The organism is Mesorhizobium sp. B3-1-7 (assembly GCF_006439385.1).
In the GTDB taxonomy this organism is placed as follows: Bacteria; Pseudomonadota; Alphaproteobacteria; order Rhizobiales; family Rhizobiaceae; genus Mesorhizobium.
In genome coordinates this window covers 97,841-113,033 of the sequence record NZ_VFTL01000022.1, presented here as the reverse complement: position 1 = coordinate 113,033, position 15,193 = coordinate 97,841, and the positions used below count along the sequence as shown (strand labels likewise).

The 15,193-nt window shown below is 63.9% G+C and carries 15 protein-coding genes; 8 read left to right on the top strand and 7 right to left on the bottom strand.

From position 1 onward, the window contains the following. The 4 genes from FJ417_RS19355 to FJ417_RS19340 form a co-directional block, all read right to left on the bottom strand. Positions 1–306, bottom strand: a 306-nt coding sequence (locus FJ417_RS19355; RefSeq protein WP_140784579.1) for an ATP-binding cassette domain-containing protein, incomplete at its 3' end; no start/stop codon positions are given. Continuing rightward, positions 303–1,133, bottom strand: a complete 831-nt coding sequence (locus tag FJ417_RS19350; RefSeq protein WP_140784578.1) for an ABC transporter permease — start codon at positions 1,131–1,133, stop codon at positions 303–305. The genes FJ417_RS19350 and FJ417_RS19355, both read right to left, overlap by 4 nt. Further along, complete coding sequence (locus tag FJ417_RS19345) at positions 1,130–2,116, bottom strand: ABC transporter permease (RefSeq protein WP_140784577.1); 987 nt, start codon at positions 2,114–2,116, stop codon at positions 1,130–1,132. Before FJ417_RS19345 ends, FJ417_RS19350 begins: the two co-directional genes overlap by 4 nt. Before the next feature lie 273 nt (positions 2,117–2,389). Beyond that, the gene (locus FJ417_RS19340; RefSeq protein ID WP_140784576.1) at positions 2,390–4,000 is read right to left on the bottom strand and encodes an ABC transporter substrate-binding protein; all 1,611 of its coding nucleotides are present in this window, start codon (positions 3,998–4,000) and stop codon (positions 2,390–2,392) included. Positions 4,001–4,333: 333 nt separating this feature from the next. Here FJ417_RS19340 and FJ417_RS19335 point away from each other — a divergent pair, with 333 nt between their 5' ends. Continuing rightward, the gene (locus FJ417_RS19335) at positions 4,334–5,524 is read left to right on the top strand and encodes a Xaa-Pro peptidase family protein (RefSeq protein WP_140784575.1); all 1,191 of its coding nucleotides are present in this window, start codon (positions 4,334–4,336) and stop codon (positions 5,522–5,524) included. A 73-nt stretch (positions 5,525–5,597) separates the two neighbouring features. On the opposite strand, the gene FJ417_RS19330 is transcribed toward FJ417_RS19335, so the two are convergent. From FJ417_RS19330 to FJ417_RS19320, 3 genes are read right to left on the bottom strand one after another with little or no spacing between them, the layout of a single operon-like run. Further along, complete coding sequence (locus tag FJ417_RS19330; protein WP_140644648.1) at positions 5,598–6,014, bottom strand: cupin domain-containing protein; 417 nt, start codon at positions 6,012–6,014, stop codon at positions 5,598–5,600. Positions 6,015–6,018: 4 nt separating this feature from the next. Further along, positions 6,019–6,921: a phosphoenolpyruvate hydrolase family protein gene (locus FJ417_RS19325; RefSeq protein ID WP_246687493.1), complete on the bottom strand. Its 903-nt coding sequence runs from the start codon at positions 6,919–6,921 to the stop codon at positions 6,019–6,021. 12 nt (positions 6,922–6,933) lie between these two features. Continuing rightward, a complete protein-coding gene (locus FJ417_RS19320) occupies positions 6,934–8,130 on the bottom strand; it encodes a Tm-1-like ATP-binding domain-containing protein (RefSeq protein ID WP_140784574.1) in 1,197 nt (398 codons plus the stop codon). A gap of 158 nt (positions 8,131–8,288) precedes the next feature. On the opposite strand from FJ417_RS19320, the gene FJ417_RS19315 reads away from it, so the two are divergent. The 7 genes from FJ417_RS19315 (at position 8,289) to FJ417_RS19285 (ending at position 15,018) form a co-directional block, all read left to right on the top strand. Beyond that, positions 8,289–8,972 carry a TetR/AcrR family transcriptional regulator gene (locus FJ417_RS19315; protein ID WP_140784573.1) on the top strand — a complete coding sequence of 228 codons (684 nt, stop codon included), beginning with the start codon at positions 8,289–8,291 and terminating at the stop codon, positions 8,970–8,972. 354 nt (positions 8,973–9,326) lie between these two features. Beyond that, entirely contained in the window at positions 9,327–10,643 is a 1,317-nt protein-coding gene (locus FJ417_RS19310) for an ABC transporter substrate-binding protein (RefSeq protein ID WP_140644645.1), read from the top strand. A gap of 70 nt (positions 10,644–10,713) precedes the next feature. Further along, positions 10,714–11,619, top strand: a complete 906-nt coding sequence (locus FJ417_RS19305) for a sugar ABC transporter permease (RefSeq protein WP_140644644.1) — start codon at positions 10,714–10,716, stop codon at positions 11,617–11,619. 3 nt (positions 11,620–11,622) lie between these two features. Beyond that, a complete protein-coding gene (locus FJ417_RS19300; RefSeq protein ID WP_140644643.1) occupies positions 11,623–12,582 on the top strand; it encodes a carbohydrate ABC transporter permease in 960 nt (319 codons plus the stop codon). After that, positions 12,579–12,815 (top strand): hypothetical protein, encoded by a 237-nt coding sequence (locus FJ417_RS19295; protein WP_140644642.1) that lies wholly within the window; start codon positions 12,579–12,581, stop codon positions 12,813–12,815. Before FJ417_RS19300 ends, FJ417_RS19295 begins: the two co-directional genes overlap by 4 nt. Next, positions 12,812–13,915, top strand: coding sequence for an ABC transporter ATP-binding protein (locus tag FJ417_RS19290; RefSeq protein WP_140784572.1), 1,104 nt, complete (start codon positions 12,812–12,814; stop codon positions 13,913–13,915). Before FJ417_RS19295 ends, FJ417_RS19290 begins: the two co-directional genes overlap by 4 nt. Next, positions 13,915–15,018: an ABC transporter ATP-binding protein gene (locus tag FJ417_RS19285; RefSeq protein WP_140784571.1), complete on the top strand. Its 1,104-nt coding sequence runs from the start codon at positions 13,915–13,917 to the stop codon at positions 15,016–15,018. Before FJ417_RS19290 ends, FJ417_RS19285 begins: the two co-directional genes overlap by 1 nt. The last annotated feature ends 175 nt before the right edge of the window (positions 15,019–15,193 follow it).

Genomic DNA, 15,193 nt, shown 5'->3' with positions numbered 1-15,193 from the left:
CATTGGCGAAAGCAGACGCGACAGTTCAATCTCCCCCCTTGTGGGGGAGATGTCCGGCAGGACAGAGGGGGGCGCGAAGGAACGGGACGATCGAGGTTTCTGCCACTCAATCGAACCTTCGATCTTGGCCGACCTCGTCAACAACCCCGCAACCGCCAGCGCGAGCGTGCTCTTGCCGGACCCGCTTTCGCCGATGATCGCCAGGCGCTCTCCGGCTTCTACATCCAGACTCACGCCCTTCAGCGCCGGCACCCCATCGGGGCCGTAGCATATCGTCAGGTCGCGTATCGAAAGCAGCGCGGTCACGACTGGCTCCTGCGCACGGCGGCGCTTTCCACCACGCCTTCGCCGGCGAGGTAGACACCGAGCACCGTCAGCACGAGCGCCACGCCGGGAACGATCGACAAAAACGGCGCGGTTCGCAGCACCGTACGTCCCTCGGCGATCATGCCGCCCCAGGTGACGCGGTTGGGGTCGCCGAGGCCGAGAAAGGAGAGCGCTGCCTCGGTGAGGATCGCCGCCGCGACGATCACCGAGGACAGCGCCAGCACCGGCGGCAGGGCATTGGGCAGCACCTCGCGAAAGGCGATTTCGAGCGAATGCATGCCGATGACGCGGGCGCCGGCGACATAGTCGCGCTCGCGCATCGACAGGACTTCCGCGCGTGCCACCCGCGCCGGTCCGGTCCAGGCGCCGAGCGCGATCGCCGCGACGACGACGCCGAGCGAGGGACCGACAATGCTGACGAAGGCGAGCGCGAGCAGGAAGCTCGGCACTGTCTGGAAGGCGTCGGTGATGCGCATCAGCACTTCGTCGACGAGCCCTCCGGCAAAGCCGGCCAGCGTGCCCACAACCGCGCCGATCAGGAGCGCCGCGGCGGCGGCAGCCAAGCCGACGACCAAGGACGTGCGAGCGCCGTGGAACAGCTCGGCCAGCACGTCGCGACCGAGCCGGTCGGTGCCGAGCGGCAGCGACCAGTCCTGGAACGGCGGCAGCAGCGCCGGCCCGGCGATCGCCTGCGGGTCGCCGGGAAACAGCAGCGGCGCCGCCAACGCCATCACGAAGAGCAGGGCCAGGATGATTGCGCCGGCGAATGCTTCCGGCGTGCGCAAGAAACGACGCAGGCGGTTCATGCGCTGGCCTCGCCGGCGCCGACGCGCGGATCGAGGAAAGCGTAGGCGAGGTCGACCAGGAGATTGATGACGATGACGAGGACAGCGCTGACCAGGATGATGCCGAGCAGCAGCGGCGTGTCGCGCCCGGCGACGGCTTCCTGCGCCAGGCGGCCGAGGCCCGGCACGGCAAAGACGCTTTCGATGACGACGCTGCCGCCGAGCATCTGTGCCGATTGCAGGCCGAGCATGGTGATGAGCGGCAGCAGCGCGTTGCGGGCGACGTGGGCAAGCACGATGCGGTGGCGCGGCAAGCCTCGCGCACGAGCGGCAAGCACGAAATCCTGCCGCCAGGCCTCGGCCATGCCGGCGCGCATCATGCGCAGATAAAGCGCAAGATAGATGAAACCGAGGGCCGAGACCGGCAGCACGAGATGGGTGGCGATGTCGGCGGCCCGCGCCAACCCGGTCTTGCCGGAGGCGATGGTCTCGATGCCGCCGATCGGCAGCCAGCGCAGGTCGACGGCGAAGACGACGATGAGCACAAGGCCGAGCCAGAAGCCGGGCACGGCATAGAGCGCCAGCGAGCCGATCGACAGGAAGCGGTCGCGAAAGCTGCCGGGCCGGGCGCCGGCATAGATGCCAAGCGCCGAGCCCAGGCCGAAGGAAAGCGCGGTGGCGCTGCCCATCAGGACCAGCGTGGTCGGCAGGCGTTCGAGGATGACATCGCGGATCGGCCGCGAGAAGGTGACGGACTGGCCAAGGTCGAGATGCAGCAGCGCCCAGAGGTAGTTGGCTAGCCGCGTCAGTTCCGACTGGTCCAGGCCCCAGCGGTGGCGCAGCAATTCGATCATGCCGGCATCGCCACCGGTCGAGACGATATAGGCGTCGACCGCGTCGCCGGGGGCGGCTTCGAGCAGCAGGAAGCTGCCGATGACGACGATGAGCAGCACGAAGACGCTGCCGACGAGACGGCGGCGGAGGAGGCGGAGGGCGCGGGTCATGCGCGCCTCGAGGGTTTGGAGAAAGGCTCGCTATAAGAAATGCCGAGCCCAGGCACCCCCCTCTGTCCTGCCGGACATCTCCCCCGCAAGGGGGGAGATTGGCTGTCATCGACGGCCTCGCCAATCTCCAACTTTGCAGAACTGGCGGGACGGACAAGCTGCTGATCTCCCCCCTTGCGGGGGAGATGTCCGGCAGGACAGAGGGGGGTTGGCGGGAACTCGGTCTTTGCCCAAGTTCCCATTCTCTCGCGAATTCTCATCCGCGCGAGTGTGTCACGATTCCAAATAAGTGTCCGCCCAGTTCGAAACCGCCCAGCGCGGGTTGTTGGCGATGTTGCCGACCGTATCGCGCGCGACGGAGATGAAGCTCCATTCGGCGACGTTGATCAGCGGCAGATCGGCCGCCACCTTCTTCTGGAACTCCTTGTAGAGCTCGGTGCGGGCTGACGTATCGAGCGTCTCCGAAGCCTTGGCGATCAGCGCGTCGAGGTCGGCATTCTTGTAGCCGCCCTGGTTGGAGAAGGGCACGCCGTCCGGGATGCCGCTCTGCACCAGGATGGTGGTGGAAATCGCCGGGTCGCCGCGGAACACCGGCGGACCGACGGCAAGGTCGAAGGCATGGTCGGTATAGACCGCCTTGATATGGGCCGCCGAGTCGTTGTTGACGATCTCGGCGTCGATGCCGATTGCCGCGAGCGCCTGGCGCAGATAGTCGCCGAACTGCTTCGTCTCGTTGAAGTAGGGCGCCGGCAGCAGCTTCAGCGCAAAGCGCTTGCCGTCGTCGGCGCGCTTGTAACCGGCTTCGTCCAGCAGCGCATTGGCCTTGGCGACGTCGAAGGGGTAGGTCGGGACGTCGGCGGTGTAGAATTGCGGATCGTTCTTCGGCACCGGGCCGGTCGCGGTCGCGGCGTAGCCGAGGAAGATCGTCTTGACGACGAAATCCTTGTCGATGGCATGCGCGATCGCCTGCCGCACTTTCAGATCTGCCAGCTCCTTGCGGCGGTGGTTGATCTCGACGACGAGCTGGTAAGTCAGCCCCTCATAGCCCTTGGTGATGACCTTGAGACCCGGCACCTTGGAAATGCGGTCGAGATCGGCGAGCGGCACGGCGGAGAAGGCGGCGAGCTGGATTTCTTCCGCCTCGAGCGCAGCGGCGGCCGAAGTGCGATCGGGGAGCACCTGGTAGACGATCTCGTCGAGATAGGGTTCGTCCTTGCCCCAATAGGCGTCGTTCCTGGCCAGACGGTAATATTGCCCGGCCTTGTATTCGGCGAACTTGAACGGGCCGGTGCCGATCGGCGCGTTGTTGGCCGGATTGTCCTCGATCTTGCCCACCTCATAAAGGTGCTTCGGCACGACGCTCGACAGCGCCGGCAGCGCGTTGCGGATCAGCTGGAACGGCGTCGGCTTGGCGAATTTGAAGATCGCGGTGAGATCGTCCGGCGTGTCGACCGCCTCCAGGTCCTTGAACACCGTGCGGCCGAGATTCTGCAGCGGCTTCCAGATCTGCAGCGCCGAGAAGGCGACGTCGGCGGAGGTGAACGGCTTGCCGTCATGCCATTTGACGCCATCGCGCAACTTGAAGGTCACCGACAGGCCGTCGGCGGCACCTTCCCAAGAAAGCGCCAAGCGCGGTTCGAGCCCGTCCTTGCCGTCGAAGGAGGCTTCGGCCAGCGTCTCGACGATCTTGCTCGAGATGAAGAAGACACCGTTGGAGGCGACGATCGCGGGATTGAGGTTGCGCGGCTCGGAATCGGCGGCGAGGATCAGCCGGCCGCCCTTCTTTGGCGTCTGCGCGAAGCCGATCGTCGGCAATGCGGTCGAGGCCAGAAGCAGCGCCGAGCCGGCCAGCAGGCCGCGGCGTGAAATCGTCAATTCGGACATCGCTCAAACTCCCCTCTTCGCGCCGTGGCAGGCGCGGCAATCCGGTGATTATGGCCCTTGGCAAAGGTTTCGCCAGAGACGGATTTGGCGCATCATGGCTTGGCTTTGAAATTTCCGTCCGCTGGACCAGCCGGCCGAAAGAGGCTCTCATGCTCTATCTGGTAGGACCACATTATAGAGAAGCAGGATCAGGATTCGGGCAGAAACCGCCTTTAGCGCGAAAGTGATCAATTCTGGCTGGACCAGAGTGGTCAAAATGATGCAGATTTGGCCGACAGCCATAAATCATGACGTTCGGCGCTCCTGCGGCCGATGAAAAACAGGGAGAGGCAGATGAACATCGCTCCGGGCAAAACCGAGGTCAGCAGCGTTCCGTTCGACCAGGCGCGTGTGGACCGGCTGATGGACGAGGCCGGCATCGACGTGCTCTTTGCCACCTCCAAGCACAACACCCAATATCTGCTCGGCGGCTACAAGTTCATCTTCTTCGCGGCGATGGATGCGATCGGCCACAGCCGCTATTTGCCGATCGTCCTTTACGAGAAGGGCGGGCCGGAACATGCCGCCTATATCGGCAACAAGATGGAAGGCGGCGAGCACCAGAACCATCCGTTCTGGACGCCGACCTTGCACGCGGCCTGCTGGGGCACGCTCGATGCCGCCAATCTGGCGGTGGAGCATCTGCGCCAGATCGGCAAGTCGGCGGCCCGCATCGGCATCGAACCGGGTTTCCTGCCCTCCGACGCCTATATGCTGATCCGCAAGGCGTTGCCGGATGCCAAGCTGGTCGATGCGACCGACATGTTGGAACGCATGCGCGCCATCAAGACCGAGGCGGAGCTGGAGCAACTGCGCATCGCCTCCGAGCTGATCACCGACTCCATGCTGGCAACGATTGCCTGGGCGCGGGAAGGCACGAGCAAGACCGACATCATCGAGCGGCTCAGGCGCGAGGAAACCAATCGCGGCGCGCATTTCGAATATTGCCTGCTGACGCTGGGCTCCAGCCACAACCGCGCCGCGTCCAGCCAGGCGTGGAAGAAGGGTGAGGTGATGTCGATCGATTCCGGCGGCAACTATCACGGCTATATCGGCGACCTGTGCCGCATGGGCGTGCTCGGCGAGCCGGATGCCGAGCTGGAGGATCTTCTGGCCGAAGTCGAAGCGGTGCAGCAGGCGGCCTTTTCCAAGGTCAAGGCGGGTATATTGGGCGGCGAGATGATCGCGCATGCGGAGAGCGTGCTGAAGGCCTCCAAGGTCGCGGCCTACACGGATTTCTTCGCCCACGGCATGGGGCTGATCACGCATGAGGCGCCGTTCCTGATGACCAATCATCCGGTCGCTTATGAAGGCACCTATGCGGCGAAGCCGCTTGAAAAGAACATGGTGCTGTCGGTCGAGACCACCATGCTCCATCCGTCGCGCGGCTTCATCAAGCTGGAGGATACGGTCGCCGTCACCGACGCCGGCTATGTGATGTTCGGCGACCGCGGGCGCGGATGGAACCGGGGCGGGGCTTCGTAGCCAAAGATCGGCGCTGCCCCTCATCCGCCCTTCGGGCACCTTCTCCCCGTGGAACGGGGAGAAGGAAAGTTCGTCACTCCCCCGCCGGCAGCAGCCTGAAATCAGGCAGGTCGCGCAGCGCCAGCTCGGGCCCCGCGGGCGAATAGACGACGAAGAGCTGCATCGGCTGGTCGCCGGTGTTGAGTGTCGAATGGAAGCGGCTTTCCGGCACGTAGATGGTGCAGCCGGGGCCGACTTTGGCTACCACCGGATTGCCGTTCTCGTCCTCGACCATCTGCTCGCCATTGCCGGAGATGACGAAGATGATTTCTTCGGCGCCTGGATGGTTGTGCCGGGTGTGACCCTTGCCCGGCGGCAGGTCGACGACGCCGCCGGAAAAGCGGGCGGCGCCGTTCACTTCCGGCGCCACGGTCAGCGACAGCTTGCCCCAGTCGAAGCCGAAGGCGCTGACATCCTTCGGGTAGACGAACACCTTGCTCTTATCGGCCATTGCCTCATCCCTTCCTTTTCGTTTTTGTCGGGGCATCGGATTTCCCCAAAACCGGCTTCCACTTTTGGGTCCGATGCCCCAGCGCGACCGCCTTGAAGTCCGCCGTCTGCCTGGCGATTGCTGCCTCGGCGGGCAGCCGCTCCATCGAGCTTGCGCCATAGAAGCCGTGCAGCCCCCCGCAGCGCTCGAGGATGTAGCGCGCGTCGTCGGGCATCGAGATCGGCCCGCCATGGCAAAGCAGGATGACGTCCTTGCGCACCGAGCGCGCGGCGTCGGCGATGGCGTCGATCTCCTTGACGCAGGCGTCGAGCGTTTTCGCCGAGGTGGCGCCGATCGAGCCGCCGGTCGTGACGCCCATATGGGCGACGACGATGTCGGCGCCGGCCCGCGTCATGGCGCGCGCTTCGTCCGGATTGAAAACGTAGGGCGTGGTCAGGAGATCGAGCTTGTGCGCCTCGGCGATCATGTCGACCTCGAGGCCGAAGCCCATGCCGGTCTCCTCGAAGCTTTGGCGCATGGTGCCGTCGAACAGGCCTACGGTCGGAAAATTCTGCACGCCGGAAAAACCCATCGTCTTCAGTTCGACCAAAAGCAGCGGCATGATGACGAAGGGGTCGGTGCCGTTGACTCCGGCCAGCACCGGCGTCTTCTTCACCACCGGCAGCACTTCATAGGCCATCTCCTTGACGATCTCGTTGGCGTTACCATAGGCAAGCAGGCCGGCGGCCGAGCCGCGCCCGGCCATGCGGTAGCGACCGGAATTGTAGATGATGATAAGGTCGATGCCGCCGGCTTCCTCGGCCTTGGCCGACAGGCCGGTGCCGGCGCCGCCTCCGACGATCGGCACGCCGTCGGCGATCATGTTGCGGAATTTTTCCAGGATCGTTTTGCGGGGAATGGCGGCCATGCTTGTCGTCTCTCAGTTTTGGGCGATGTCGAGGAACGCCTCGGCGGCGGCCTTGGCGAATGCGGGGTCATTGATGTGCAGCGGCAGGCGCGTCACGGTGCGGCCCGTGGTCGGCCGGATCGTGCGCTCGATGGCGTCGAACAGTGCCGCGTCGGCGTCCGGATCGAAGAAGGCGCCGCCTTCTGTATCCAGCGCCGACACGCCCTTTTCCGGGATCAGGAAACGGACCGGGCCTTCGCACCGGGCGAGGCGGCCGCCGATCCATTCACCGATCCTGCGGCATTCCTCGGCCGTGGTGCGCATCAGGGTGACGTTGGGGTTGTGCTCGTAAAACAAGCGTCCGCGATAACGATCGGGGATCGTGGCCGGCGCCCAGAAATTCACCATGTCGAGGGCGCCGACCGAGCCGACATAGGGCAGCTTCGCGCGGGCAATCGCGCCGAAGCGATCCTCGGTCGCGGGCAGCACGCCGCCGAACAGGAAGTCGCAGACTTCGGTCGTGGTGATGTCGAGGACGCCGGCCAGCAGACCGCTGTCGGCGAGCTTCTCCATCGAGCGGCCGCCGGTGCCGGTGGCGTGGAAGACCATGCAGTCATAGTCGGCGCGCAATCGGTCGACGATCGCGGTCACGCAGGGCGTGGTGACGCCGAACATGGTGAGCCCCAGCGCCGGCTTGCCGGCGGCGGCCGGGGCGGGCTTCGCGGCCATGCCGGCGATAGCCTGGGCGGCATTGTGCAGCACCGTGCGGGAGAGCCTGTTCAGTCCCGCCATGTCGGTCACCGACGGCATCATGACGATGTCGGAGACGTCGACGTAAGGCGCGGTATCGCCGGAGGCCAGCGTCGAAACCATGAGCTTCGGCAGGCCGAGCGGCAGCGCGCGCATGCCGGCGGTGACGATCGACGTGCCGCCGCCGCCGCCGATGCCGATGATGCCGGTGATGTCGTTGCGCGACCGGATGAAATTGACGAAGGCGGCGCCCATGCCGGCGACGGCGGCGCCGCGGTCATCGAGGCCGAGAACCGCATCGGCTCCCTTGGCATGATGCGCGGCGACCTCGCTTGCGGGGATGTCGACCGGGACAGTTGCGCCGCGCGTGCCGATATCGACACGCATGACCGCGCCGCCGGCCTTGGCGACGGCATCGGCCAGGAAGGCGAGTTCCTCACCCTTGGTGTCGGCGGTGCCGACCACATAGATGCGCCCCATCGGTGGTTCCCCGTCATCCGGCATGTCCGGGCATCGCCGTCCGCCTTCTTTTGCCCCACCCTTAAGCTCCTCGGCAAAAGCCTCGTCGCTGGTGGGGACCCCATTATCGCCTGGCGTTGCGCCATTGCAAATTTTTGAGACGCGCGTATCGTATTGATATGGATGTCTCACGTCAACAAGCCGCCGCCAACGATGATGCCGCCCAGGCGCCGGCCGTCGAGAAGGGGCCGCGCGCCCGCACAAGGCGACTGATGCTGGAGACGGCGACGAGGCTGATGCAGTCCGGCATGACCCCGTCGGTCAGCGAGGTCGCGGAGGCGGCGGAGGTGTCGCGCGCGACCGCCTACCGCTATTTCCCGAGCCAGGCGGCGCTGGTGCAGGCCGTGGTCGACGAAGGGCTCGGCCCGATCCTGACCTGGAAGTCGGCGTCCGACGATGCCGAGCGGCGCGTGGCGGATCTCTTCGCCACCGCGATGCCGCGCATCGAAGCCTTCGAGGCGACCTTCAAGGCGGCGCTGAAACTGTCCCTCGATCAATGGGCGCGGCGCGAGGCGGGCACGCTCGGATCGGAACCGGCCTTGAAGCGCGGCCATCGCGTCGACTTGCTGAAGGATGCGATCGCGCCGCTCAAGGGGCGCTTGAAGCCGCGCCAGCTCAAGCGCCTTGCCCAGGCGCTGTCGCTGGTGTTCGGCGTCGAGGTGATCACGGTGTTGAAGGATATATGGGGGCTGGACAGCGCCGAGATGATGTCGGTCGCGCAATGGGCGGCGGGCGCGCTGGTGCGTGCCGCGATGGCGGAATCGGAGGCGAAATCGGCGATGTCCAAGGCAACAACGGCCTAAATCTGGTTCGACCAGATTAAGGGGACAGTTTGGAATGTTAATTGTGATGGGCAGCCTATCGCAAGGGCTCTGCATATCAAGGAGTAGGAAAAGCAAAGGAAAACAGGCGGATATCGTAATGTTTCGCTTTTTCGGCTACTGCTGGCCGCTCAAGAAAGCGCTTGACGCCAAGCCGGAATTGGTAATACCAGATCAAGACAGATAAAGCGGATCAAAAAGTGAAGGCTGCGATCCATTTCCGGCAGGGCGACGAGGCCTGGAACCGGACAGGCGCCATCACAGGAGGAACTACCAGGGCAGGCTTTCGCTGCCAGCCCGCATGAGACGGTAGAATGCGCACAAGGGAGGAAAACTATGCGCAAGTTAGTGACCAGCGTGCTTGCTGGTGTCGGCCTGGCGCTTGCCTGCGGGACATCCGTGCACGCGCAGGAAAAGTCGCTCACCATCTTCTGGGCGGAATGGGATCCGGCCAACTACCTGCAGGAACTCGGCAACGAGTATGAGAAGGAAACCGGCGTCAAGATCACGGTCGAAACCACGCCGTGGTCCGACTTCCAGACCAAGGCATTCACCGAGTTCAACGCCCATGGCGACGCCTATGACCTCGTGGTGGGCGACTCGCAGTGGCTCGGCGCGGGCTCGACCGGCGGCCACTATGTCGACCTGACCGACTTCTTCAACAAGTACAACCTCAAAGAAGTCATGGCGCCGGCGACGGTCAAATACTACGCTGAATATCCCGGCAACAGCGGCAAGTACTGGGCAATCCCGCTCGAGGGCGACGCCGTCGGCTGGTCCTACCGCAAGGACTGGTTCGAGGACCCGAAGGAAAAGGAAGCCTTCAAGGCCAAGTATGGCTACGACCTCGACGTGCCGAAGGATTTCAAGGCGCTGCGCGACATCGCTGAATTCTTCTACCGGCCGGACCAGAAGAAATACGGCATCGCCATCTACACCGACAATTCCTATGACGCGATGGCGATGGGCTTCGAGAACGCCCTGTTCTCCTACGGCGGCGAGCTCGGCGACTACTCTACGTACAAGGTCGACGGTATCGTCAACTCCGACAAGGCCGTCGCGGCACTGGATGCCTACAAGGAACTCTACAAGTTCACGCCTCCGGGCTGGGCCAAGTCGTTCTTCGTCGAGGACAACCAGGCGATCACCGAGAACCTCGCGGCGATGAGCATGAACTACTTCGCCTTCTTCCCCTCGCTGATCAACGAGTCGTCAAACCCGAACGCCAAAAACACCGGTTTCTTCGCCAATCCTCCGGGACCGAATGGCGACCAGTTCGCGGCTCTCGGCGGCCAGGGCATCTCCATCGTCTCCTATTCGCAGAAGCAGGACGAGGCGATGAAGTTCCTGGAATGGTTCATCAAGGACGACACCCAAAAGAAATGGGCGGCTCTCGGCGGCTATACCTGCAGCGCCGCGGTGCTGAAATCGCCGGAATTCCAGAGTGCAACGCCGTACAACAAGGCCTTCTACGAGACCATGTTCAAGGTGAAGGACTTCTGGGCCGTGCCGGAATATGCCGAACTGCTGCAGCAGCTCAACCAGCGCGTCTATCCCTACATGATCGGCGGCTCGGGCACGGCCAAGGAAACGCTGGACGCGCTTGCCGCCGACTGGAACGCGACCTTCAAGAAATACGGCCGCGTGAAGTAACCGACATGCCTCACGGAGGAGGCTTCTCATGCCTCCTCCGTTTGCTTTTTTGAGAATCCGGAGCAGGGTTTTGGCGAGCACGATGATCACTACGCTGGACAGGTCCTCGCGGGCCGCAGCGCGCGGCCTCAGCGACATTTCGATCCGCAATCTCTTCATCATCCCGACGATCCTGTTCCTGATCGTCTTCAACATCTTTCCGTTGATCTATTCGCTCGGCTATTCCTTCACCGATTTCCGCGCGTCGACCAACGCGCCGGCTAATTTCGTCGGGCTGCAGAACTATCGCGATCTGCTCAACGACCCCTATGTCTGGTCGAACTTCGCCATCACCGCGAAATACGTGATTGTCTCGGTCGTCGGACAACTGCTTGTCGGCTTTGGCGTGGCGATGCTGCTCAACCGGGATATTCCGCTCAAGGGCCTTATCACTACGCTGCTGTTACTGCCGATGATGCTGTCGATGGCCGTCGTCGGCCTGTTCTGGAAACTGCTTTACGACCCTTCATGGGGCGTCATCAACTATGCGCTCGGGCTCGGCAATTTCGAGTGGCTGGCAGATCCGAAGATGGCGCTCTATGCAGTCGCCTTGACCGATATCTGGATGTGGTCGCCCTTCGTCATGCTGCTGTCGCTGGCCGGCCTCTCGGCGGTGCCGAAACATCTCTACGAGGCCGCGGCGATCGACCGCGCCGGCCCGTTCTACACCTTCTTCCGCATCACTCTGCCGCTGGTCGCGCCGATCCTGATGATCGCGGTCATTTTCCGCACCATGGAAGCGTTCAAGACCTTCGATCTCGCCTACATCCTGACCAGCCAGCCGACGGCCGAACTTATCTCGATCCGGCTCTACAAGATGGCTTTCCAGGAATGGCAGACGGGGCGCTCCTGCGCCATGGCCTACATCGTGCTGATCATGGTGCTGGCGATCACCAACATCTACGTCAAATACCTCAACAAAGTGAAGGAGCGCTGACAGATGGCCGCCGTCCGCACTTCTTCAGAAATCACCTTCAACCGCATCGCCATCGTCATCGTTCTGCTGGTGACGATCATTTTCCTGGCGCCAATCTACTGGATCGCCTCGACGGCATTCAAGCCGCGCGCCCTCGCCACCACCATCCCGCCGACGGTCATCTTCCAGCCGGAGATATCGCCGTTCGTGAAGCTGTTCACCAAGCGGTCCCAGATGCGCAATCCGCCGACGCCGGAAGAATATGCGGCCGCCCCATGGTGGGAGCGCGTCGTCTTCGACGGCGGCGAAAAGATCGTGCGCGACGGCAAGGGTGAGGTGCAGTGGTCGGGCTATCCGAGCCGCTTCCTGAACTCGCTGATCGTGGCGATCACCTCGACCGTGCTCGCAGTCGGCATGGGCACGTTCACAGCCTACGGCTTCTCGCGCTTCAAGGTGAAGGGAGAGGCGGACCTGCTCTTCTTCATCTTGTCGACGCGCATGCTGCCGCCGGTGGTGGTCGCGATCCCGATGTTCCTGATGTACCGGGCCGTGGGGCTGAACGATTCCCATCTCGGGCTGATCATCCTCTACACCGCCTTCAACCTGTCCTTCTCGGTCTGGCTGATGAAGGGGTTCATCGACGAGATCCCGAAGGAATATGAGGAGGCAGCGCTCGTCGACGGCTACACGCGCATGGAAGCCTTCTTCAAGATCGTGCTGCCGGAGGCCGCCACCGGCATCGCCGCAACCGCCGTGTTCTGCTTCATCACGGCGTGGAACGAGTATGCCTTCGCGCTGATCATGACCAACCGCCGCGCGCAGACCGCGCCGCCCTTCATCCCGAGCCAGGTCGGCTCCGGCCTGCCCGACTGGACGGTGATCGCCGCCGGCACGTTCCTGTTCCTGCTGCCGGTCGCGATCTTCACCTTCCTGCTCCGCAACCATCTGTTGCGCGGCATGTCCTTCGGAGCGATCCGCAAATGAGCTTTCGCGCGATCAACGAGAAGTATCTGGAGCCTGGATCGCAGATCCTGATGGTGCTGGGCATCGTCGCGCTGTGCCAGCCCTGGAACATGCCGCTCCACACTTACGGCGTGACGATCATCCTGATCGGCCTTATAGGCTTCAACGTCACCTCCAAGATCCCGCGCGAGGAGCAGGCCGGCACCGGACACGGAGCCGACCAGCAGGCGCGCAACGCGGGGGCACAGCATTGACCCAGATCGAGCTTCGCGGCGTCCAAAAATTCTTCGGCGCCGTCCAGGTCATCAAGGACCTGAACCTCAAGATCAACGACAACGAGTTCATCGTGCTGCTCGGACAGTCGGGCTGCGGCAAGACGACGACGCTGCGCGCCATCGCCGGGCTGGAGACAATCGACCAGGGCGACATATTGATCGACGGCAAGCCGGTGCAGCACCTCAAGGCTGCCGACCGCGACATCGCCATGGTGTTCCAATCGTTCTCGCTCTATCCGCATATGAACGTCTACGAGAACATCGCCTTTCCGCTGCGCGCGACGCGCAAGAGCAGGAGCGAGATCGACACCGAGGTGCGCTCGGTGGCCAAGACGCTCCAGATCAGCGATCTTCTCAACAAGAAGCCCTCGGCGCTGTCGGGCGGCGACATGCAGCGCGTGGCCATCGGCCGGGCACTGGTGCGGCGCCCGAAGGCGATGCTGATGGACGAGCCGATCGGCGCGCTCGATGCCAAGCTGCGCGAGGAAATGCGCGCCGAGATCAAGCGGCTGCATATCAAGCAAGGCTCGACCAGCATCTATGTCACGCACGACCAGATCGAGGCGATGAGCCTCGCCGACCGCATCGTCATCATGCATGAGGGCGTGCTGCAGCAGGTCGGCACGCCGGACGAGGTCTATTCGCATCCGGCCAATCTGTTCGTCGCGCAGTTCGTCGGCAGCCCGGTGATGAACGTGGCTGAGGCGACGGTCGCCGAGAATGCGTCGGCAGCTTCCGTCTCCGTCGGCGGCGCGGCCACCGGCTTCGAGTTTCCGCGCGCGCTGCTTTCCAAGCTCAACGGCCATGCCGGCGGCCAACTGACGCTCGGCATCCGGCCGGAAGGCGTGCTGGTGCGCCGCGAGGCGACGGACGGCTTCCTGCCAGTCGAAACGCAGATCGTCGAGCCGCTGGGATCCTTCGATATCGTCGATCTCAAGGTCGGCTCCAAGATGCTGCGCGCCCGCACCAAGAGCGGCTTCATCGGCGGTGCGGGCGAAAAGGTCTATGCGCGGATCGATCCTTCGCAGGCGCATTTCTTCGACGCCGCGAGCGGCAAGTCGCTCGGAGTGAGATTGTAATGGCCCATATCCAGCTGAAGAACATCTCCAAGACGTTCGGCACCCACACGGCTCTGTCCAATCTCGATCTCGACATCGCCGACGGCGAATTCTTCGTGCTGCTCGGCGAGACGGGCGCCGGCAAGACGACGACGCTGAGGATGGTCGCGGGCCTTGAGAAGCCGACCGAGGGCCAGGTCTTCATCGACGGCGTCGACGTCGCCGACTGGGGCGCTGCCGAACGCGACGTGGCGCTGGTGCTGCAGCAATATTCGCTCTATCCGCGCTACACCGTGCGGCAGAACCTCGAATTTCCGCTAAAGCCGAAGATCCGCCGGCTGCCGGATGCCGAGATCAAGGACCGCGTGGCGCGCGCGGCCCGCACGCTCAGGATCGAGCATCTTCTCGACCGCAAGACGGACCGGCTTTCCGGCGGCGAGATGCAGCGCGTCTCGATCGGCCGGGCGATCGTGCGCAAGCCGCGCGTGTTCCTGATGGACGAGCCGCTGTCGGCGCTCGACGCCAAGCTGCGCGAGGCGCTGCGCACGGAATTGAAGAACCTGCAGATGCAGCTCGGCGCCACATTCCTGTTCGTCACGCATGACCAGATCGAAGCCATGTCGATGGGCGACAAGGTCGGCGTGCTCAACCATGGCCGCATCGTCCAGACGGGCACGCCGCATGAGATCTACAACAATCCGCGCGACACCTATGTCGCGAGCTTCGTCGGTTCGCCGCCGATGAACCTCATCGACGGCAGACTGGTCAACGACCGCGCCGTGATGGCGCCGATGAATTTCGAGCTGCCGCTGACAGTTGGGGCCAAGACTTTTGGCGGGGGCAGGACGAGTGGCGCGACCGACGGTCGGCCACTCGTCTTCGGCATCCGTCCGGAGGACGTCTACCTGGAGAGCGGCGCGCCGGTCGAGGCGCACGTCCACGACGTCGAGAACCACGGTGTGGAGAAGATCCTGACGCTCAGGATCGGCGAAACGATGCTGCGGGCAACCGTGCCGGCCAGGACCGATGTCGCGATCGAACAGCCGGTGCGCTTTGCCTGGAACCCGGACAAGGTGGTGCTGTTCGACAAGGGCAGCGGCGTCAGCCTGCGGCACGCCGGCTGACGAGGCCGCCGGATTTCGCCAACCGAGGCTTGCGCTATTTCGGCAGATAGCGCGAAAGCCGGGCTTGGCAGGATGGCAAGTGCCGCAAGCGCAAGCGATGCAAGATGATTGGGCATGGTGGTTTCCTCCGCCAGCCAGCTTATGCCGCCTCGGCCGGCGGGGAATGACGCGGTGT

Excerpts from the sequence above, each read along its gene's own strand:
- FJ417_RS19330 (WP_140644648.1), bottom strand. The coding sequence starts at position 6,014 with ATGGCCGATAAGAGCAAGGTGTTCGTCTACCCGAAGGATGTCAGCGCC.
- FJ417_RS19335 (WP_140784575.1), top strand. The coding sequence starts at position 4,334 with ATGAACATCGCTCCGGGCAAAACCGAGGTCAGCAGCGTTCCGTTCGAC.
- FJ417_RS19285 (WP_140784571.1), top strand. The coding sequence starts at position 13,915 with ATGGCCCATATCCAGCTGAAGAACATCTCCAAGACGTTCGGCACCCAC.
- FJ417_RS19295 (WP_140644642.1), top strand. The coding sequence starts at position 12,579 with ATGAGCTTTCGCGCGATCAACGAGAAGTATCTGGAGCCTGGATCGCAG.
- FJ417_RS19315 (WP_140784573.1), top strand. The coding sequence starts at position 8,289 with ATGGATGTCTCACGTCAACAAGCCGCCGCCAACGATGATGCCGCCCAG.
- FJ417_RS19320 (WP_140784574.1), bottom strand. The coding sequence starts at position 8,130 with ATGGGGCGCATCTATGTGGTCGGCACCGCCGACACCAAGGGTGAGGAA.
- FJ417_RS19310 (WP_140644645.1), top strand. The coding sequence starts at position 9,327 with ATGCGCAAGTTAGTGACCAGCGTGCTTGCTGGTGTCGGCCTGGCGCTT.
- FJ417_RS19300 (WP_140644643.1), top strand. The coding sequence starts at position 11,623 with ATGGCCGCCGTCCGCACTTCTTCAGAAATCACCTTCAACCGCATCGCC.
- FJ417_RS19325 (WP_246687493.1), bottom strand. The coding sequence starts at position 6,921 with ATGGCCGCCATTCCCCGCAAAACGATCCTGGAAAAATTCCGCAACATG.
- FJ417_RS19340 (WP_140784576.1), bottom strand. The coding sequence starts at position 4,000 with ATGTCCGAATTGACGATTTCACGCCGCGGCCTGCTGGCCGGCTCGGCG.
- FJ417_RS19350 (WP_140784578.1), bottom strand. The coding sequence starts at position 1,133 with ATGAACCGCCTGCGTCGTTTCTTGCGCACGCCGGAAGCATTCGCCGGC.
- FJ417_RS19345 (WP_140784577.1), bottom strand. The coding sequence starts at position 2,116 with ATGACCCGCGCCCTCCGCCTCCTCCGCCGCCGTCTCGTCGGCAGCGTC.